Origin of the sequence: Comamonas sp. 4034, from assembly GCF_050434545.1 — a bacterium.
Classification (GTDB): Bacteria; Pseudomonadota; Gammaproteobacteria; order Burkholderiales; family Burkholderiaceae_C; genus Comamonas; species Comamonas odontotermitis.
Map to the genome: position 1 here is coordinate 44,082 of NZ_JBNDIT010000006.1, position 16,503 is coordinate 60,584.

The following is a 16,503-nucleotide window of genomic DNA, read 5'->3' on the forward strand; positions in this document are numbered from 1 at the left end:
GGTCATGCCTCGTAAATGGTTGCAGCTGCTGCTGCGAATTTGTGGCCTTGGTTACCGCGCTGCACTGTGCGCGGGGTACGCTCATCAGGCTTGAGCCACTCAGCCATCAACCCCTGCGATCCACGGGCACACCAGACCTGCAAAAAGTCTTCAAGGGCCATTCCTGCGATGGCAGCTTCACGACGGGCGACATTCACGACCGTCTGAGTCACTGCAGCCTTCTTTGCCTTGCGGAGTTGCAGCCAGTCCGACCAGGTTTGCTCAGTCACGTCATCAGGCCGGTGAGGCAAAGAACGACCTGAACCAGAAATCTGACGGGTTGAGGAAGGTGGAGCCGAAGGCGATGCATCTGCATGCACAGATGGGGCTTGTGTGCCACTAACGGCTGCTAGTTCTTTCACTACCTCTTTATCTGCCTCTTCTTCTTTATCTATATCTGTATCTATATCTATATCTGTACGCGTGACATCGTGACATGTCACGCGTGACTCATCCGTGACCGCCTTGGAACCCGCGCCAGACTTAGCTTTCGCGCGCTGCTTGCGTTTACGCTCGGCAGCGGTGGGGTCGGCATCACTGCGCATCTGACGGGTGTCCCAATTCAGGGGCTGCATGGTGTCCTGGTCGACCAAACCGACTTCTGCCAGGCGACGAACTACGTCTTCAAGGGTGCGCGTGTCCAGGCCCATCTTCACTGCGACCTTGCGCATCAGCAGAGGACCGGAATCGTCCAGAACGCCCTGTCCCTTCAGGCACAGGAGCGCCATGAAGTGCCAACGGTCTTCAAATGCCAGCAGGCGCAGCTTCTCGTCATCAATCATTTCCGTGTAGGCACGGAACCATGGCAGTTGTGTGCTCATGCTTTCTCCCATCCTGGCGCCTTAGTGCCGTTACCCATCGTGCGGGTGAATAATTGGTTGGAGCGGCGGATGTAGCCATCGCGCGCCGCCTGAGTGAAGATCGATCCCCAACTGCGCAGATCAGCAGGAGCAATGCCCTTGTTGATCGCTGCAAGCGTTACTTCCTCAGCGCAGAAGGGCCTGGTGGCTTTCTTGGCGAAAGCGATCAGGAAGCCGTAAGCATCGTTCTCGAAACTACGCGGCGCCTTGCCGAACAGGTCTTGCTGCTTACGCATTTGCATCCCTTTCCAAATCCGCAGGCAATGGATTGCCACGCGCCACGTTGGCCAGCAAACTAGCCTCATGCATCCACTGATTCGCATCCTTTGTCAGAGACTCAAGAATGAGATCGCTTCGCTCCTGGCGGCGGGCAATGCTCACGGCGTCATATGCATTGACAACGTATTTGGGCAAGCGCATACGAACCTCTACGGTGTCGCTGTCGGGGTTGCGTCCGCGTGCAAAGTTAGGAATCTCGGAGTGGTCTGCCATGGTGTGATCCTTGTTGACAGTGCCGGATTCGCCCGGCCGGTGATACGTTTTGAAGTTTCGGAATCTGAGGCCCCGGTTAGCGGGGCAGCTAGAAGGGCTATGGCTCGGAGAATTCGAGAACTGCCGACGAACAATCGGGTGCGGCTGGATGAGGACCTGGAGCATCAAATGGCTCATCCATCTCATCCGGCGGGGCTCCCTTGATCAGAGGCCAAACACCTGGGTGGCACTCAATCTGAGTGGCGTGCGCCAACTTAAACGGGATGCCATTGCGCTTGCATAAGGTGCCTGCGGGCAAGGTAAAAGGCTCAACCATGGGCCACCTCTTGATCGTCAACAGGTGGCTTGCTGGAGCAGCGGAAAGTGGTCTTTTCGGAGAACCGCTTGATACGGAAGTGAGCTCGATAGATGGCCTGCATAGCATCTTCAACAGTCAAGCCATCAAGCAGCACCAGGATTTTTTGGGCTCTGATCTCAACTTCAGATGGAGCGTTGATCTGCTCAACCATGTGCCACCTCCTTTTGCCCGGGGGATGGGCGGGATTTCTTGATCGGAGCGATAGAGATGGCAGCGTCCAGATCTAGGCCTTTCAGCTTGGATCGCGCCGCCAGTCGCAGGAACTTCACTCGCGCGTCAGGAATGCCAGACTGCTTCCAGTTGCTAACGCTGGGCATCGAGATTTCGCACATCCGGGCCACCTCAGCGGTTCCGCCCAGGGCCTCGATGATCTTTGTGGCATGAGTGTTCATGCCTCCAATATTAGCCCAAGCTACCATTAATTGCAAGCCTGAGCTAATTTATTATTTGTTAGGCTAAGCTAATGAAAACCCTGCAAGAGCGGATGACAACCGCATTCCCGCCACCACATCGGCGCGGCCTGTTTGCGGAGATTGCCCGCGCCTGTAGTGTGTCGAGCCCTACGGTTACGGCCTGGTTTACCAAGCCAGAAAAGGTGTCCACCATCTCCAGGGCGAATGCAGAGCGTCTCTGCGGGCATTTCAATCTGCTCATATCCCCAGAGTGGCTGGCTGAGGGAACTGGCGCAATGTGGACTTCGCAGGTTGCCGGAGGCCCGGCACCCAGCATTGACCTGCTGACCTCAGACGTAGGCGATCCCATAGAGCTAAAGGGGATGAGAAGGATTCCAGTGGTTGGTGAAGTGCGCGGGGGTGACGATGGGTTTCTGGAAGAGTTCGAATACCCAGTGGCCTATGGCGAAGGCTATGTGCTCTACCCCACCACCGACCCCAACGCATACGCTGTGCGCGTGCGCGGCGACTCCATGCACCCCAGGTATCGCGCCGGAGAGTTTGTGATCGTGGAGCCCAATATCGAAGCCCAGGAAGGCGACGACGTTGTGGTGATCTGCTGCAACGGCAGAAAGATGCTCAAGCAGCTCAATTGGCGCCGCGATGGCGAAGTGCAGCTGTTATCCATTAATAACGGCTACGGGCCGCTGACACTGGATAAGACTGAGATTGACCGAATCCAGCTGGTAGCCGGCCGAGCCAGGCGCAATGCGATGTGCATGTAGGCAATAAGAGCAACCGAGAAATGAGGGGCTAAGTTGGCGAGCATCAACGATATCGATACACAAGAGGCAACGAACCTTTTTGCTGTCCGTCGGCAGTGCCTGGACATAGAAGAATGGATCCCTCAGAAGAGCCAGCCAAACACATGGGTGGCGTCCGGAGGTGTGCTGAATATGGACGAGACCAGCGCCAATCTACTGGTGGAGCTTTTCTTCAGGAAGTCTCAAAAAACCGGGACTGCTTGGTACAAGTTCACTGTCTTCAAGCGCAATCTGTGGGGCCTTGAGCGCGCCTATCAACTGGATATTGAACAATTCACCAAAAAAATCACGCCTCATGACTTGCCCCATGAGCACTTTGGCAAGGATCGAATTTCTGGCGAGCGCGACTGGGCTAATTGGTCTTTCACGGAAAGCTTGCAACACTTCTCCAGACGCACGAAAATAAATTTCCTACCAGATGTGGAAGATCCACATAAAAGCTTTAGCCTCAAGGTGCAATGATGATTTGTCAGCAAATTTCCTCACTCCTCGGAATGGCCTGCCATCCGTTGGATGATGCTGGCTATCTGGCTCTCCTTGAAACGCCGTTCAAGTTCGCAGACGGCGACTCCATGCGCGTGTTCGTGGAGCATCTAGGAAACAACCGCCTGCGCTTTTTTGATGATGGCAGCACGCTATTCCATTTTCTTGGTCGAGGCGTGAGAATCAACAATGGCATGCAGACTCGATTCTTGAGCCAGGCTGCTGCCGAGAATGGCAGCATCTTTACTGATGATGGTGTGATTGAGGTTTGGGCAGATCAGGCCAGCGCGCCAGAAGCTTTTGCCAAGTACATCAGCACATTGTTGTCTTTGCGCCAATGGGAAGTGACTCATTCCAATGTCTCACATGACGCTGAGATTTTTGTAGAGGAAGTAGCTATTTATCTGGCAGCCTGGAAGGGTGCTGACCATGTACGCAGACGCCCAAAAGTCACCGGCCTGACCGGTCGAAGCTATGACTTCGACTTTGATGTTGATGGTACGTTGGTGCTTGCGGTGTCACCTCATCATGCATCTGCAAATGCAGCCCTGCACAAGCTGGTTGACATACGTAGCTCCCCAGAAAATCAGGGGGCAGACATTCTGGTGGTGATGGAAGACCGACAAGATCCCAAGGCCGCGAAGACGGAGTCCACTGTGCTTGGAGCGGTAAGCCGCGTCCTGGGCATGAGGCAATTGCAAATCAATGCCGGAGCGCCCGCACAGTCACACTAGTCATCCACGCCACCAACGATCAACCGCCTCCGTGAACTGACCCCACAAAGTTGGACAGTTCACTACAGGCGGCTTTTTTCGGCCTTTTTTTAGCTGCGCAGCTAAATTTCAAGAAATACTTAGCCTGAGCTATTGATTTATATATTAGCCTGAGCTAAGATTCATCCATCGACCAGCAACAACCGCGAAACGACCGAAGGGGTAGCGATCCGGCCCCTGAACCGACTCGATGCAAGAGGAAGGTCTAGCTCCAGTGGAGCGCAGCTAGTTGCAGAACGCGATGGGTGTGAAGTGATCGAACTAGCGCCCTACTTCCTTAAAAGTTTGCGCAGAGAATTGATTGGCTGGGGCGGTCACTGTTGTACCGAATGAAGTTCAGCGGGTGGCAGGATGGCTTCCCATCCCGCCACACACTCGGTCACAACATCAACAGGAAGCAGATAAACGCCAAGATGGCCCGAAGACACTTGGCTACATCTACGTTGATGTTCACTCTCACGTTGGTCTTCATTGGATTGATTCCGGTGAAGACTCGTGGCCACGAGTCGTTAAACCCGCTTCTTTATTTAACGCGCCGTTGCTAGCGCGGCTGTTCTCTTGCCTAGTATGGAGATTCAGCATTCGGCCTGGCGGGCCTTTTCATCAAGTCGGCTGTGTGCCTAACACAACAGCGGGCAAGACTTCCGGGTCGGCCTCACCTTAAGCGCTTTGGTATCGCGCAATGGGCATTACCAGTGCCCATACCAAGTATCGCAGATAGACCGCCCCACCCAATCAGTTCTCTAGCGCTATCGAAGGATGAACGGCGACCAAGAATCGCCCTGCCCCTGTGCACCCCGGCAGACCAAAAGGGAGCGCTCAAGCCGATGAACTACCGGGAACGCGAGCGCATGCAAGGGAGCTGGAACGAAGCGATGTCGGAATTTCCGACTTTGCCGAGGTATGTCAGCCCGCCCTGGTGAACCCAGGGAGCAAACCAAAGCGCTTTCCCACAAGAGCACTTTGGTTTGCAAATGGTTGCTCAGCAAAGACTTTCCCATCAACCATGACTAATAGCGCATACTGTGTAGGACTTTGAGGCAGCGGACCTTGTGTCAAACATCCTTCCACCCTTGATTTAAGGAGCAGAAAGCCATGGGGCACACTTCCAAGCCACAACACCCTAACGCCTTGAGCAAAGAAGAAGCTCAGGCGCGATATGACAAAGAGCACATCTCCTATCCAAATGGGAAGCCAGATACACATCTGACATGGATTGGCAGGCCAGCTTATGTTGGCAATGAATTGTCTTATAGAGGCCAAGCACAGAAAGCCATCGTCACGCTCAACAGTTAATAGAGCAATCGGCGCTCCCCTCTGGGCGACATCAGAGGGAAAACCAAAGCGCTTCTCATGGAGTGATTTGGTTTTCTAGTCTGCCTCTGCGCTTCCATGCAGCGTCTGCGACAAGCATTCGGTTAATTGCTTTGGTGAGCGACAGCAGGGCAATGCTCCAGAACATCCATGACGGCAGAAACAGCTCAGTGGCAACTGCCGCGAGAAAGATCGCGATGAATGGCCATGATAAGAACACCAAATAAAGGTTGCGCGAACGGCTGTGGATGGCCCAACGAAGCACCTTCTTGGTCATAGCAGGAGCCTGAAGCGTGGACTTCTTTTTGAAGCCTGCTGCTGCCATAGCTCTGTACTTGAACCTGTTGGTACTGGTTGTGATCATTGCCGCACTTTCGCTTCAGATAGCGTTGATGCTCAAATATTAGCAGCCCGCCCCCTAACCCCCAAGCGCCCTACTCAGGGCGTTTTCAATTTATGCGCTCCTTGCGCGGAAGGATGAAGATGGATAGCAACAACGGATTCTGGGATCGTCCAGCGGATGAGCGCGCAGAAGCAATGCACAAGGCATCTGACCTAGGCGGGGTCGAGAACTTCTTCGACTTGCCGCCAGATGAACGTGCCGCCGCCTACGAGCAAGCAGAGTAAAGCAACCCAAAAGCATCATTTCAGATGATTTGATGCTTTGGGTACTCACCCAGGAGGATGAATGCTACTGCAGATACTCGCAATAGCCGCCATCCTCACTCAGCCCAACCCCGAGGGCAGCGGCTCCTTGAATGCCGCAATTAGCCGAGACCATAAACCCCGCCAGAAACCAAGCGGGTGCGGCTAGTGACTTTGAGTGAGGGGTAGTCCGCTCTGGCGACGTTAAAGGCCAGAACCATCAAGAGGTGGCATTGCCACTATCGCAAACGAGTGAGCCTCCAAGCGGATTGCGACGCCGAGGTTAGGGGCAATTGCCCTGAAACAGTGCCACCCCTCGATGGTGAGCGCGCAATGGTGATGCGCAGAAGGCTGAATGTCGTCAATTCACGCGGCCGAATTCGGTCAGTGCCGCAAGCCAGGATCACCTCTGGCCACCATCCCCTATTCATAGATGTAGCCACCCCTGGCAAATCTATTCATCTATCTATTCAGATTTACCACAAGCCACTGATCTGCAAAGCAATCTTGCTTGGAGTATCTATTCACAAAACACACCTACAAGGGCCAGCCATGACCGACTTGGACTATTGGAAAGAATGCATCAGCATCGCTGCTGACGAATGCGAGCTGACCCTGACGCCTGAGCAACTGGAATACCTCGCAGATTCGGTTTCGGGCAGTCATGAAAACTACAGCATGGCGTTCTATTCACCACCTGCCAGCGAACGCATGCAGGAAATTGAGCGAGGATGGAAAGCAAAGCTCAAGGTGCAACAAGACGAGCATGAGCGCTATGTGAACAACGCCGAAACCGCCATCAAGCAGGCCCTGCGCGTTCATCGCGATGACCATGTGACGATCGGCGCCTATGGCGAAGTGTTTCGGCATGACGGACGCACCAAGCAAATTCAGTAATCAACCACACACACTCCAGCACTACCACGCTGGATTCGCCACCTCCGGGTGGCTTTTTTATTTGGAGCGCGCGCATGTTGAATCACCCGATCACACTCGTTCGCCATCACCTCGATGACGGCTTCCGCTGCGGCAACTACGCCAGTTGGTGGAGCGATGGATATGAGAGCCGTGCGGAGATGACCCGACACCATATCGGCAACTGCGCGCCATATTGGGTCTTAACTGAGCAACACACAGACTCCGATGGGCGGCATTGGCATTCAGGCAACCGCTATTGCGTGATGGACGGTTTTGGATATCTGCAAGAGGTAACGCCATGAGCAACCTATCTGATGTATGGCACGCAGCTCAGAGCAGCAAAGCTCAGCGCGCATATGACCTGGCGGAAGCGTTTGATACCCGCTGGCAGCAGATCGCTCAAGGGCCGGACTTTGACCCAAGCGACTGGGAAAACATCTGCGAATGCCTGGGTGAGCTGAATGCTGATGCCAGGGCCAAGGTGTCCGGTTTCGTGCAGTCAGGGGCTTACGCAGATCTGGGCCAGTTCATCTGCCAGCAGTCGCTGGAGTATCAAGAGCAGCGCGCCAAGAGCGCAGCCTTAGCAACACACAAGGAGGTGTGAGATGTTCATCTACAAATTAGGCTCCATTGTGAGCCTCCCCTTCCCTTCTCGCCAAGCCGCAACTGATGCGGCTTTTTCTTTGTTCTCTGGGCCCGTTGGCGGGCTAGTTGTGAGGCCAGCATGACCCCAATGCTCACCATGCCCAACCGCCCTCTTTGCCCACTGCCAGGACAGAAGGCCAACCGCTACACCCCAGCGGTAGCAACCGACATCCGCAAGACATTCGACAAGTACCGGCGCCTGATCGCGCTGCAGGAGAAGAAATGAAAGAGCAAATGAATATTCAAGGAGTGCCGCCAGTGCGAGCAAAGGTATCAGACGCACGGGTGGCCGAATTGTCCCGTCTGCTCGGCGGCATGCTGGCAGCAGGAGATTTGGTGGATGAACTTAAGAAAGCGCAGTCTGAACACCCTGCGCTGCCGGGCATGACGCTCTCTATCGCTGTTGCAGAAAAGCACTTGGCGCAACTGCAGATGAAGAATTCGCGCCTCGTGCTGATTCTCGCCTGCTCAGCAGGGCTTGAGGTCGAGCGTGTCGCCACGTCAATTGAAATTCGTGACGATGGCGAGCTTGATCTGGTCTCGGTTTCTGGACAGCAGGCTCAAAGGGAAGGTACATGACCAGCCTCTTCCATGCATTCCTCTGGAGCGCCATCACAGCGCTTTCTTTTTGTGCGGCCGCTGTGTATGCGGGCGCGATTGTTTAAGGACGCACTATGCAAACAAGCGAGTCGCTATCCAAGATGGCTCCAGCATTCTTGGAAGCTCAGAAGGCGATCACCTATGCCCTGAAAGACGCCACGAACGGACACCTGAAAAACAGGTATGCAGATCTACCCGCTGTGATCGATGCCATCAAACCTGCCCTCAACGAGGCAGGAATTAGCTTTATCCAGTCTGGATCACGCTCTGACGATGGGAAGCTCCATCTGACAACCCGGCTGATGCATGAGTCTGGGGAGTGGATGGAAGACACCCTGGTGATGCCGCTCACCAAGCAGGACCCCCAGGGCTATGGATCGGCCATGACCTATGCCCGCCGCTACGGCCTAGCAGCAATCACGGGTCTCTACCAAGATGATGACGACGGGCAACGAGCCATACAGCCAGCGGGCAACCAGTCGGCGCCAAAGAAGAACCTGACCCAGAAGGACGCTCTGCACCTGATAGAACTCCTGCGTACCAAGCAGACCAACATCCAGAAGATCGAGGCGGAATATGCAATCAAACCAGACCAGCGACAGCGTTTGCTTGATGGCGCAATGGCATGACATAGAACAAAACTCTGACGCCTGGTTTGACCTGCGTTTGGGGAAGGCTACTGCCTCGAATTTTGGGATCATCATGGCAAACGAAGGCAAGGCATTTGGCGACCCAGCCAAGCGCTATGCCCTGGAATTGGCTCTCCAGCGCCTCACAGGCAAGAGAGCTACCGGATTCAGCAATGCGCACATGGAGCGCGGCCAGCAGCAGGAGCCTATCGCCCGCGAACGCTACGAGCAGCTTACCGGCGACTGGGTAACCAACGGTGGTTTCTTCGACTGCGGCACATTCGGAGATTCGCCTGATGGCTTGATCGGGGATAACGGCGCCTTAGAGATAAAGAGCGTCACCTATCCCGTTCACTACGAAAACATCTGCCGGGAAGCCATTGACCCCGCCTACAAGTGGCAGGTCACCGGGCACCTGCTCTGCTCAAACCGACAGTGGGTGGATTTTGCAAGCTATTGCGAGTCATTCCCAGACAGTAGCAACTTGATCGTCTATCGGGTTGAGCGGGCTGAACAGCAGGACCAACTGGAGCGCCTCACCGCTCGGCTAATAGAGTTTGAACAACTCGTGCAGCGAACAATCTCGAACATCCCAATTTAACCAACACCCTCCGGGAAGGCTGGAGGGAAGAAAGGCAAACCATGACTGGATACGACAACACAAATCGCGGCGTCATGTTCGTGAACGACCGCAAGCAAGAAGGCGATCGCAAACCTGATCGCACGGGCACTCTGAATGTGGAAGGGGTGGAATACTTCGTCGACGGCTGGATCAAGCAATCAAAGAGCGGCAATCCATTTCTCAGCCTATCTTTGAAGCGCAAAGATAAGCAACCAGGCGGCAACCACGAGCGGCCAGGCCAACACAGCCGTACAGCAGCACCCCAACAGACATCACGAGACGACTACGGCGATGACAGCGATGTGCCATTTTGAAGCACTAAAACGTGTAGGAAATAGCCGACATCAACATTGGAAAACTCAGCACATATGCGAGTTCTTTGATTTGGCAAACTGCAGTCCATCCAGGATCAATTAACAATTAAACGCTTGTTAATCATGGAGTTAGGTTTCTCAGCCGACCTCATATCACTCCTCCTTTTTCCAGTTCCTGAACTTTCGTGAGAGTCGGCCTTTTTATTCCACACCCCGCACTGCCGGGGTGTTTCTTTTTCCAGCTTCAGGCCTGCAACGGAACCCGCGTCCCATCCTTGGCAACCAGCGCGTTGCTCTCTCCGACTACGAGTTTGACTCCAAGTAGCTCCTGCTGGCCTTCTGGTAACTCTCTCCCAGCCAACCCCTTGCGAACCACTTCGCGCGTCTCAACGAATTCCTTCATTGATACAGGGTCAAGTTCGATGCATTGAGGGTAGGCATTGTCATGTTGGGCCCAGTGCGCGCGAATGGCACTGACCATGGAGTCAAAAAGCGTTGGCATAGCCCGCTAGTCTACCGCCCCCAGTGGGCACCTATTCACAGCCTGCCCTGGGCAGTTGAAGAGAACGTGTTGAAATCAGCAATGCTTTAGACCTTCGAACTCATGAAATTAGCTTAAAAGGCCCGCGCAGTATTTTTCTCCAGATTTTTTCAGGCGGCGGAGCTTTAATAATATTTGCATGCTTAAAAACTCTGGCTTCCCAATGAAAAAATGCGTTAGGCCAATCAACTGCGGAAAGATCATCCGCTTGAATCAGACGCAACAATATTGCATTAGCCTGGCGAGCAATATTATTCAGAGCATGCACAGAACCTCTAATATTTGAATCCAACACGTCGAGGCGAATTGACGAGCCACTATCGAGCGCCCCTTCAAATGCTGAATTTATCGTCACAGCACCATCGATAGTTTGCATTTCCCTGGCCATCCTTACAAATGCAACCATGCTATTTGCATGTTGGACGGATAACGATAAGGCATCTTTACCAGCGATTCGTCGCTCCCTATTTGCAATCCAAATTGCTAATAGTGCAGAAGAGAGAATGGCTAATGCCCCAAATATCGCTTGCATCCATCCCGACCACTCACTTTTGGTCATGCAAGACCACCAACTATTGATCTGCAAGTCACCCCACAACAAACAATATTCCTGGGCTGGCCTGGCATTCGCTACAGCTTCACCTATTGCCGTTACTAACTGATTCGTGTCCATCAATGCCTCCATGGCCGCGAATCCTACCCGACAACATGCCCGCCCTGAGCGGGCTTTTTCAATTCTGGAGCCCACCATGGCTGAACCTACCCCATCCTCCGCTCCCCTCAAGACTGCCGAGGGGGCTATCTCTGTCACCGAAGTTGAACTGACGCCAGAGCAGAAGCGCGGCCTCATCAGCGCCTGTAAAGGGCCATTGCCTGGAGTGGCCCAGGCAGCGGCAATAACCCATTGCGCCACCTGCAATGACCAAGGAGCCGTTGGCAACATCCTCACGGCAGAGCCTTGCCCTGACTGCAGCACGCCATCCCAGGCAGCACGCACCGCGCCTGAGCGCATTTGGCTGGATCTGGGTGTTGAAGAGGCCGAGCAGGTCAATTTCGCAGAACTAGGCGAAGTGACATGGAGCCCGAACAACGCAACCGGCCACGGCATTGCATATGTTCGAGCGGACAACCAGGCGGCGGCAGCACAGGCGCCCGCAGCAGTGGCTGTGCCTGATGAGCGCGCGGCATACGAAATGGGGGCCAAAGGCGCACCACCCACTGAACATGAGCGCATCCTGTTTGAAGAATGGATGCGCGGCCACTGCTGGAAAGTAGTAGGCACCTGGGATGGCGCGACATACCGAGGTGATGCTGAGCGTGGCCTATTCATTGATCCGCATGCAATGCGAACGCGTCAACTGTGGGCAGTATGGCGTGACCGTGCAGCCCTTGCCGCCACCCCAGCACTTCCAGCTACCGAGGATTTCTCGGCAGGTGACCTGGCAGAGGTGCAGGCCGAGCCGCTGTGCTGGGTGTTCGAAGACGAGCTGCCAACGTCTATGTCGACCGAGGCCTACAACGCGCTGTTTCCGCATTCCAAAGTAGACGGCGTTCGCATGTTTCCCGTCTTTGGCCCGCATGCTGCACCCCAGGCCCAGCCCGCTGATACGCTGGATGCTGAACTGCTGGAATCGGTGCGCGCGATGGTCAAGTTCCAAAAAGAGCGCGGAAGCGTTCTCCAGGTGCACATCGACAACATGGCCGACTTGCTTGATGAGCGAGACGCCGCCATGGCTGCAGCCCAGGAAGTCGGCAAGCATGAATGAAGCACAGCAAAAATGCGGCGGACGCCTGCACCCCGCAAAGCTGGGAAACCCAGGCGACCGTGTGCCATGCCCCTCTTGCGGTAAGCCCGTGACACTGCGGGCTCCATTCAACGGCCATCAAACATTATGGGTGCAAGTGCCAATGCACACAGCCGCCCAGCGCGCCCAACAGCAGGAGGGCCAGCCCCATGGATGACATCTGGATGCTTGCTTTCATCTTCAACGGGTTGATCGGAGCTGCTGGCAGCACCATGCCCCTGAAGCAGTGCGAAGCATGGGCGCGCGAGCTTGGCCCCAACTTCACATACGTGACGTGCGTCAACGTGAAAGACCCGACCTGCCGTGTCTACCGCGATCCGTCGAGCGAGCTGCGCGAATGGCAGCAGGACCTGGAGAAGCGCTGCCGCAGGCGGAACAAGCCACAAAAGGACGACCAATGATCTGGACCATTTCACTTTATTCGCTTGCCATCATTGGCGCCGTCTACCTGGTAGTCCGGATCATCTACCCGCTGACCTGGTTGGCACTGTATGCAACCGGCCACTTGATATTCGTCCTTCGCACTGCCGGGCCTGAGTGGCATGCAAAACCCTTCCGACACAAGTTGAAGGCGAGCTGCAAGTTTTGGCTTGGACAGATCGGAGATGCCGCCTCATGGCCTGCGACCGAAGTTACCTGCGGGCCGTACAAGTGGGTTCCGCTATTCAAGTACAGCGGGTTCAAGGCAGCCCAGGCCAAGAAGGAGGATTGAGATATGGCATGCGACATCTGCGGTGCAATCGGCACCCCACTGAATGACCTACTTCCGAGCTACCAGACTGCAGAGATAAAGGCGCTATGCCCTGCCTGCGAGAAGGAAGTAAACGCCAAGAGCATGCAGTTGATGACCTGGGCACAGCGCATCCGTGAATCTCTCACAAAGCGGTTTATGCAAGAGCGGAAAGGCATGCTGTTTAGCAAGAAGCCCGCCCCCAAGGAGGCACCATGACCGACAAGACAGAAGCACAGCCCGAAGCGCTGCGGCTTGCTCAATTTTTTGAAAGCCTGACTGAATCAAGCCACCGCTGGTGGGATGGTGTGCCTGTGCATGAGAAGGCGGCCACTGTTCTGCGCGCTCAGTCGGCGGAGATTGAGCAGCTCAAGGCCCAGCTATCGGCGCGGCAGGCTGTGCCGGATGGGTGGCGCCTGGCTCCATTCAAGCCAACTCCCGAGATGATCAACGCTGGTGTAGCAGCAAGGCGAAGTGGCGGAACAAGCGACGAGGTCTATATGGCCATGCTCTCAGCAGCCCCTCCCCCACCTGAGCGGGAGCCGCTGAGCAACGATCAATGGCAGGCACTCGCTGACGCGCTTGACAGGATCATCAACCGCGAGCTCAAAAACAAGATCTCTACGATTCTTCAGTTGCCCACGGAATAGGAGCCCCCAATGCCCGGTAACTTCTTCGACCTTGACCGCGAGCTTCCAGGCTGGATGAAACGTCCCCAGTGTCGCCATCCTGAGCACAACGCACCAAGCGGCATCTACATCCCAGAGGGCAAGGGGTATCGCCATGTCTGCCCAGCATGCGGACGAACGGACATTGTGATCCCCGATCAACCTTCAATGAATCTTGGAGCCACCAATGACAACCAATGACCCAATCCGAGGTGCGTTTGAGACTGCATACCCAAGTGCAGTCACAGACTGGCACGAGGGAAATCAGAACTATGTGCGATATGCAAATGAGTTTGAAAGATGGAAGGCTGCAGCCGCCCGTGAGAAGGCAGGCCGCTGGCAGCCAATCGAGACTGCGCCAAAGGATGGATCGCACTTCCTGGCTTTGATCGGAGGTCTGCCCTACGAAGCACGATTCGATGAACACGGGCGATTCATACGCTTCATCCATACAAATGTTGCGCCAGGCGCGGTATGGAAGATCCACCAGCATGATGGCCGCGAAATGCGGGAACAACACCTCCCGCCCGAGGAACCACGATATATAGCAACGGGAATGATCTGGCAAAACGGCTTCGACGTCGAGCCGACGTGTTGGTCGCCTCTCCCCGCAGCCCTAAAGCAGGAAGGAGCTAAATCTTGAACTCCAGCTACGAAACCCAAATCCTCGCTGCTCTGGATGGACCAGGTGCTTGGACCACCGGCGACATTGCCAGGCAGTGCAAGCCAACATTTGGCACCAATCGCATACATTCGGCATTCATCCGTCAGAAGCTGCAGGCATTGCAGATCGAAGGCAAGGTAAAGCCCATGGATAACAAGAAGCCCGTTTGCTGGGTGAAGATAGAAGGAGCCCCCAATGAGATCAACTAGGCGTCAAATCCGCCGCGCCAAGAAAGAGCGCGAGCAAGACAAATGGAACCAGCCTCGCAACAGCGGGGTTTCTCATTTCGGAGATTGATATGAAAGTTCAAGCACAGATCACCTGCGACTTCGATGTCGCCGCCATCAAGGTTTCAGCCCAAGTTCGCTATTGGGAAGGCGCGAAGGTTGGTGATGCTCAAGATGAAGACGGAACAAAGATCCCACTTCGTAACGGCGACTACTGGGAGCCCATCATCGATTTGGACACAGGCCGAATTCGCAACTGGCCAGAGGGCGTGGAGGCCGATGTTCACTACAAGGTCTGCGATGCCGGGCTGTACACGCTGATCGATGCAGATGGTCGTACTCTGGCGACACGCGACGGCTACGTCCCCGACATCCTCTCGCCCGCTGGTTCTGGCTATGGCGATTACATCATCATGGAGATTGGCGGAGACGGCGAGATAGCCGATTGGCGCGCCGACATTTATCCAGAAGACTGGAAATGGCAAACAGCCCACATCGACTGAGACACACCAGCCCCGCTCTTGATGCGGGGTTCTTTTTTTGGAGCAACAGATGAAAAACCCTTCATCCCCTGAAACAGACTCAAACGAAAATGCCGCCGTCGCTAGTGGCCCCGAGTGGGTCCTTGCGAGCAAGTACGAGGAAATGACTGGCGTCACTCGCGAAACCGTCAAACAGCGAAAGAAAAACGGCACCTGGAAGATTGGCCAACAAGTCGCAGTTGTCTCCCGTCGTCTCTACGTCAACATCAAGGCAGCAGATCAATGGATAAAAGACCAAAATTCGACACGCCACCTGGCGTGATAATCCGCGAATTTGTCACTGGCGACCGCATCCAAATTGCGTTCAGCTACCAAGGGAAAGAGTGCCGCGAGCTATTGCCAGCCGGACCCATCAACAAGTCCAGCATCCAGCGCGCCTCTGTCCTGCGGGACGATATCCGGGTCAAGATTAAGGCCGGTGATTTCGACTACGCCGAGTTCTTCCCCAATAGCCCGCGGGCCGGTGTCAGCAAGAAGAAGGCTGGGCTGATGAGGATACTGCTGCAAAAGCAGCTGGAGACCTACGAGCGCCAAGTGCAAAACGGACAGCTCTCTCCTTCAACCTATATCGGCTATGCGAAGGTCATTAATGGCGATCGCATGCAGTATTGGCACGAAATGCATGCTTCCGAGGTAACGCCCAGCATGCTGCGAGACTGGATCAGTGAAATGGATTGCACTTCCAAGGCTATCCGCAACACATTGATTCCACTACGGTCAGTGTTCGAGGATGCTTTAAATGATGGGCTCTTGGAGTTTGACCCGTTCGAGCGTATCGCTTTGGCCAAGCTAATTCGGCAGACTGCAAAAGCCAGTGACTACATCGTCCAGCCATTCACCCAAGCAGAACGCCAAGCAATTCTGGACGCATGTCGGCTGGATGAACGCCCTACTTTCCAGTTCTGGTTCAACACGGGACTTCGCCCGGGAGAGCTTCAAGCTCTTGAATGGCAGCATATTGACTGGCAGCGCCATATAGCCCGGATCGTTCAGAACCAAGTGGCGGGTGTCATCAAGGGACCAAAGACAGCCGCGGGCAGACGAGATGTCGAACTGAACGATGAAGCCATGGCTGCGCTGCGAGCCCAGCAGGCGATCAGTGGACATCTCGGATCCAGAATCTGGCTCAATCCGAGAACACTTGCACCATGGAGCAGCGATGCCCAGGTGCGCAAAACAGCTTGGCTACCGATCATGGCCAGGGCCGGCATACCGTACCGTAACCCGTATCAGATCCGGCACACCTACGCATCCACACTACTGACTGCAGGCGGCAACCCCTGGTATGTCGCTCAACAGCTTGGTCACGAAGATGTGGAGATGGTGTTCCGCACTTACGGCAAGTTCATTCGCGAGGACTACCAGAAACCCAAAGCGGAACTGCGCCTGGTCAACGGTGAGTGATCGGTGCGAATCCC

28 protein-coding genes are annotated in these 16,503 nt (G+C 55.0%); 21 read left to right on the forward strand and 7 right to left on the reverse strand.

Annotation, left to right across the window (positions count from 1 at the left end; genetic code table 11):
• Positions 1 to 2: 2 nt before the first annotated feature.
• From ABIE32_RS08265 to ABIE32_RS08285, 5 genes are all read right to left on the reverse strand, one after another.
• Positions 3 to 860, reverse strand: a complete 858-nt coding sequence (locus ABIE32_RS08265) for a hypothetical protein (protein ID WP_395026310.1) — start codon at positions 858 to 860, stop codon at positions 3 to 5.
• Positions 857 to 1,135 (reverse strand): hypothetical protein, encoded by a 279-nt coding sequence (locus ABIE32_RS08270; protein ID WP_429015214.1) that lies wholly within the window; start codon positions 1,133 to 1,135, stop codon positions 857 to 859. The genes ABIE32_RS08265 and ABIE32_RS08270 overlap by 4 nt, the downstream gene beginning before the upstream one ends.
• Complete coding sequence (locus ABIE32_RS08275) at positions 1,128 to 1,391, reverse strand: hypothetical protein (RefSeq protein WP_395026313.1); 264 nt, start codon at positions 1,389 to 1,391, stop codon at positions 1,128 to 1,130. The genes ABIE32_RS08270 and ABIE32_RS08275 overlap by 8 nt, the downstream gene beginning before the upstream one ends.
• 308 nt (positions 1,392 to 1,699) lie before the next feature.
• On the reverse strand, positions 1,700 to 1,900 hold the full coding sequence (locus ABIE32_RS08280) for a hypothetical protein (protein WP_395026315.1): 201 nt from the start codon (positions 1,898 to 1,900) through the stop codon (positions 1,700 to 1,702).
• The gene (locus ABIE32_RS08285; RefSeq protein ID WP_429015217.1) at positions 1,893 to 2,141 is read right to left on the reverse strand and encodes a hypothetical protein; all 249 of its coding nucleotides are present in this window, start codon (positions 2,139 to 2,141) and stop codon (positions 1,893 to 1,895) included. Before ABIE32_RS08285 ends, ABIE32_RS08280 begins: the two co-directional genes overlap by 8 nt.
• A gap of 71 nt (positions 2,142 to 2,212) precedes the next feature.
• On the opposite strand from ABIE32_RS08285, the gene ABIE32_RS08290 reads away from it, so the two are divergent.
• The 4 genes from ABIE32_RS08290 to ABIE32_RS08305 all read left to right on the forward strand — a co-directional run bounded on the left by ABIE32_RS08290 (position 2,213) and on the right by ABIE32_RS08305 (position 5,517).
• Positions 2,213 to 2,926, forward strand: coding sequence for a S24 family peptidase (locus ABIE32_RS08290; RefSeq protein WP_429015218.1), 714 nt, complete (start codon positions 2,213 to 2,215; stop codon positions 2,924 to 2,926).
• Positions 2,927 to 2,959: 33 nt separating this feature from the next.
• Positions 2,960 to 3,427 carry a hypothetical protein gene (locus ABIE32_RS08295; RefSeq protein WP_395026318.1) on the forward strand — a complete coding sequence of 156 codons (468 nt, stop codon included), beginning with the start codon at positions 2,960 to 2,962 and terminating at the stop codon, positions 3,425 to 3,427.
• Positions 3,427 to 4,182, forward strand: a complete 756-nt coding sequence (locus ABIE32_RS08300; protein ID WP_395026320.1) for a DUF1828 domain-containing protein — start codon at positions 3,427 to 3,429, stop codon at positions 4,180 to 4,182. The genes ABIE32_RS08295 and ABIE32_RS08300 overlap by 1 nt, the downstream gene beginning before the upstream one ends.
• A gap of 1,170 nt (positions 4,183 to 5,352) precedes the next feature.
• Positions 5,353 to 5,517 carry a hypothetical protein gene (locus ABIE32_RS08305; RefSeq protein ID WP_429015220.1) on the forward strand — a complete coding sequence of 55 codons (165 nt, stop codon included), beginning with the start codon at positions 5,353 to 5,355 and terminating at the stop codon, positions 5,515 to 5,517.
• 55 nt (positions 5,518 to 5,572) lie between these two features.
• Here the strand turns inward: ABIE32_RS08305 and ABIE32_RS08310 are convergent, their stop codons facing one another.
• A complete protein-coding gene (locus ABIE32_RS08310) occupies positions 5,573 to 5,899 on the reverse strand; it encodes a hypothetical protein (protein ID WP_429015221.1) in 327 nt (108 codons plus the stop codon).
• A gap of 833 nt (positions 5,900 to 6,732) precedes the next feature.
• Between ABIE32_RS08310 and ABIE32_RS08315 the strand changes: the two genes are divergently transcribed.
• The 7 genes from ABIE32_RS08315 to ABIE32_RS08345 all read left to right on the forward strand — a co-directional run bounded on the left by ABIE32_RS08315 (position 6,733) and on the right by ABIE32_RS08345 (position 9,908).
• Positions 6,733 to 7,077, forward strand: a complete 345-nt coding sequence (locus tag ABIE32_RS08315) for a hypothetical protein (RefSeq protein ID WP_429015223.1) — start codon at positions 6,733 to 6,735, stop codon at positions 7,075 to 7,077.
• A 319-nt stretch (positions 7,078 to 7,396) separates the two neighbouring features.
• Positions 7,397 to 7,702 carry a hypothetical protein gene (locus ABIE32_RS08320; protein WP_429015224.1) on the forward strand — a complete coding sequence of 102 codons (306 nt, stop codon included), beginning with the start codon at positions 7,397 to 7,399 and terminating at the stop codon, positions 7,700 to 7,702.
• Positions 7,703 to 7,822: 120 nt separating this feature from the next.
• Positions 7,823 to 7,969, forward strand: coding sequence for a hypothetical protein (locus tag ABIE32_RS08325; RefSeq protein WP_429015225.1), 147 nt, complete (start codon positions 7,823 to 7,825; stop codon positions 7,967 to 7,969).
• Positions 7,966 to 8,322, forward strand: coding sequence for a hypothetical protein (locus ABIE32_RS08330; protein WP_429015227.1), 357 nt, complete (start codon positions 7,966 to 7,968; stop codon positions 8,320 to 8,322). Before ABIE32_RS08325 ends, ABIE32_RS08330 begins: the two co-directional genes overlap by 4 nt.
• Positions 8,323 to 8,417: 95 nt before the next feature.
• Positions 8,418 to 8,972, forward strand: coding sequence for an ERF family protein (locus tag ABIE32_RS08335; protein ID WP_429015228.1), 555 nt, complete (start codon positions 8,418 to 8,420; stop codon positions 8,970 to 8,972).
• Positions 8,920 to 9,573 carry a lambda exonuclease family protein gene (locus ABIE32_RS08340; RefSeq protein WP_429015229.1) on the forward strand — a complete coding sequence of 218 codons (654 nt, stop codon included), beginning with the start codon at positions 8,920 to 8,922 and terminating at the stop codon, positions 9,571 to 9,573. The genes ABIE32_RS08335 and ABIE32_RS08340 overlap by 53 nt, the downstream gene beginning before the upstream one ends.
• A gap of 41 nt (positions 9,574 to 9,614) precedes the next feature.
• Complete coding sequence (locus ABIE32_RS08345) at positions 9,615 to 9,908, forward strand: hypothetical protein (RefSeq protein WP_429015231.1); 294 nt, start codon at positions 9,615 to 9,617, stop codon at positions 9,906 to 9,908.
• Positions 9,909 to 10,510: 602 nt separating this feature from the next.
• Here ABIE32_RS08345 and ABIE32_RS08350 read toward each other — a convergent pair.
• Positions 10,511 to 11,134 carry a hypothetical protein gene (locus tag ABIE32_RS08350; protein WP_429015233.1) on the reverse strand — a complete coding sequence of 208 codons (624 nt, stop codon included), beginning with the start codon at positions 11,132 to 11,134 and terminating at the stop codon, positions 10,511 to 10,513.
• Positions 11,135 to 11,198: 64 nt separating this feature from the next.
• Here ABIE32_RS08350 and ABIE32_RS08355 point away from each other — a divergent pair, with 64 nt between their 5' ends.
• The 10 genes from ABIE32_RS08355 (at position 11,199) to ABIE32_RS08400 (ending at position 16,489) form a co-directional block, all read left to right on the forward strand.
• Positions 11,199 to 12,215: a hypothetical protein gene (locus ABIE32_RS08355; protein ID WP_429015234.1), complete on the forward strand. Its 1,017-nt coding sequence runs from the start codon at positions 11,199 to 11,201 to the stop codon at positions 12,213 to 12,215.
• Positions 12,216 to 12,403: 188 nt separating this feature from the next.
• Positions 12,404 to 12,655 carry a hypothetical protein gene (locus tag ABIE32_RS08360; protein ID WP_429015235.1) on the forward strand — a complete coding sequence of 84 codons (252 nt, stop codon included), beginning with the start codon at positions 12,404 to 12,406 and terminating at the stop codon, positions 12,653 to 12,655.
• Positions 12,652 to 12,966, forward strand: a complete 315-nt coding sequence (locus tag ABIE32_RS08365) for a hypothetical protein (RefSeq protein ID WP_429015236.1) — start codon at positions 12,652 to 12,654, stop codon at positions 12,964 to 12,966. Before ABIE32_RS08360 ends, ABIE32_RS08365 begins: the two co-directional genes overlap by 4 nt.
• A gap of 3 nt (positions 12,967 to 12,969) precedes the next feature.
• On the forward strand, positions 12,970 to 13,203 hold the full coding sequence (locus tag ABIE32_RS08370; protein ID WP_429015237.1) for a hypothetical protein: 234 nt from the start codon (positions 12,970 to 12,972) through the stop codon (positions 13,201 to 13,203).
• Complete coding sequence (locus tag ABIE32_RS08375; protein ID WP_429015238.1) at positions 13,200 to 13,634, forward strand: hypothetical protein; 435 nt, start codon at positions 13,200 to 13,202, stop codon at positions 13,632 to 13,634. Before ABIE32_RS08370 ends, ABIE32_RS08375 begins: the two co-directional genes overlap by 4 nt.
• Positions 13,635 to 13,839: 205 nt before the next feature.
• Entirely contained in the window at positions 13,840 to 14,295 is a 456-nt protein-coding gene (locus tag ABIE32_RS08380) for a hypothetical protein (protein WP_429015240.1), read from the forward strand.
• A complete protein-coding gene (locus ABIE32_RS08385) occupies positions 14,292 to 14,525 on the forward strand; it encodes a hypothetical protein (protein WP_429015241.1) in 234 nt (77 codons plus the stop codon). The genes ABIE32_RS08380 and ABIE32_RS08385 overlap by 4 nt, the downstream gene beginning before the upstream one ends.
• A gap of 89 nt (positions 14,526 to 14,614) precedes the next feature.
• Entirely contained in the window at positions 14,615 to 15,046 is a 432-nt protein-coding gene (locus ABIE32_RS08390) for a hypothetical protein (protein WP_429015242.1), read from the forward strand.
• Positions 15,047 to 15,095: 49 nt separating this feature from the next.
• Positions 15,096 to 15,347, forward strand: coding sequence for an excisionase (locus tag ABIE32_RS08395; protein ID WP_429015244.1), 252 nt, complete (start codon positions 15,096 to 15,098; stop codon positions 15,345 to 15,347).
• A complete protein-coding gene (locus tag ABIE32_RS08400; RefSeq protein ID WP_429015246.1) occupies positions 15,308 to 16,489 on the forward strand; it encodes an Arm DNA-binding domain-containing protein in 1,182 nt (393 codons plus the stop codon). The genes ABIE32_RS08395 and ABIE32_RS08400 overlap by 40 nt, the downstream gene beginning before the upstream one ends.
• Positions 16,490 to 16,503: the final 14 nt, after the last annotated feature.

Coding starts and splice junctions, on each gene's coding strand:
- ABIE32_RS08320 (WP_429015224.1), top strand. CDS start 7,397: ATGAGCAACCTATCTGATGTATGGCACGCAGCTCAGAGCAGCAAAGCT.
- ABIE32_RS08345 (WP_429015231.1), top strand. CDS start 9,615: ATGACTGGATACGACAACACAAATCGCGGCGTCATGTTCGTGAACGAC.
- ABIE32_RS08280 (WP_395026315.1), bottom strand. CDS start 1,900: ATGGTTGAGCAGATCAACGCTCCATCTGAAGTTGAGATCAGAGCCCAA.
- ABIE32_RS08355 (WP_429015234.1), top strand. CDS start 11,199: ATGGCTGAACCTACCCCATCCTCCGCTCCCCTCAAGACTGCCGAGGGG.
- ABIE32_RS08360 (WP_429015235.1), top strand. CDS start 12,404: ATGGATGACATCTGGATGCTTGCTTTCATCTTCAACGGGTTGATCGGA.
- ABIE32_RS08310 (WP_429015221.1), bottom strand. CDS start 5,899: ATGATCACAACCAGTACCAACAGGTTCAAGTACAGAGCTATGGCAGCA.
- ABIE32_RS08330 (WP_429015227.1), top strand. CDS start 7,966: ATGAAAGAGCAAATGAATATTCAAGGAGTGCCGCCAGTGCGAGCAAAG.
- ABIE32_RS08325 (WP_429015225.1), top strand. CDS start 7,823: ATGACCCCAATGCTCACCATGCCCAACCGCCCTCTTTGCCCACTGCCA.
- ABIE32_RS08390 (WP_429015242.1), top strand. CDS start 14,615: ATGAAAGTTCAAGCACAGATCACCTGCGACTTCGATGTCGCCGCCATC.
- ABIE32_RS08395 (WP_429015244.1), top strand. CDS start 15,096: ATGAAAAACCCTTCATCCCCTGAAACAGACTCAAACGAAAATGCCGCC.
- ABIE32_RS08300 (WP_395026320.1), top strand. CDS start 3,427: ATGATTTGTCAGCAAATTTCCTCACTCCTCGGAATGGCCTGCCATCCG.
- ABIE32_RS08285 (WP_429015217.1), bottom strand. CDS start 2,141: ATGAACACTCATGCCACAAAGATCATCGAGGCCCTGGGCGGAACCGCT.
- ABIE32_RS08315 (WP_429015223.1), top strand. CDS start 6,733: ATGACCGACTTGGACTATTGGAAAGAATGCATCAGCATCGCTGCTGAC.
- ABIE32_RS08275 (WP_395026313.1), bottom strand. CDS start 1,391: ATGGCAGACCACTCCGAGATTCCTAACTTTGCACGCGGACGCAACCCC.
- ABIE32_RS08335 (WP_429015228.1), top strand. CDS start 8,418: ATGCAAACAAGCGAGTCGCTATCCAAGATGGCTCCAGCATTCTTGGAA.
- ABIE32_RS08265 (WP_395026310.1), bottom strand. CDS start 860: ATGAGCACACAACTGCCATGGTTCCGTGCCTACACGGAAATGATTGAT.
- ABIE32_RS08365 (WP_429015236.1), top strand. CDS start 12,652: ATGATCTGGACCATTTCACTTTATTCGCTTGCCATCATTGGCGCCGTC.
- ABIE32_RS08380 (WP_429015240.1), top strand. CDS start 13,840: ATGACAACCAATGACCCAATCCGAGGTGCGTTTGAGACTGCATACCCA.
- ABIE32_RS08400 (WP_429015246.1), top strand. CDS start 15,308: ATGGATAAAAGACCAAAATTCGACACGCCACCTGGCGTGATAATCCGC.
- ABIE32_RS08270 (WP_429015214.1), bottom strand. CDS start 1,135: ATGCGTAAGCAGCAAGACCTGTTCGGCAAGGCGCCGCGTAGTTTCGAG.
- ABIE32_RS08370 (WP_429015237.1), top strand. CDS start 12,970: ATGGCATGCGACATCTGCGGTGCAATCGGCACCCCACTGAATGACCTA.
- ABIE32_RS08340 (WP_429015229.1), top strand. CDS start 8,920: ATGCAATCAAACCAGACCAGCGACAGCGTTTGCTTGATGGCGCAATGG.
- ABIE32_RS08350 (WP_429015233.1), bottom strand. CDS start 11,134: ATGGAGGCATTGATGGACACGAATCAGTTAGTAACGGCAATAGGTGAA.
- ABIE32_RS08375 (WP_429015238.1), top strand. CDS start 13,200: ATGACCGACAAGACAGAAGCACAGCCCGAAGCGCTGCGGCTTGCTCAA.
- ABIE32_RS08290 (WP_429015218.1), top strand. CDS start 2,213: ATGAAAACCCTGCAAGAGCGGATGACAACCGCATTCCCGCCACCACAT.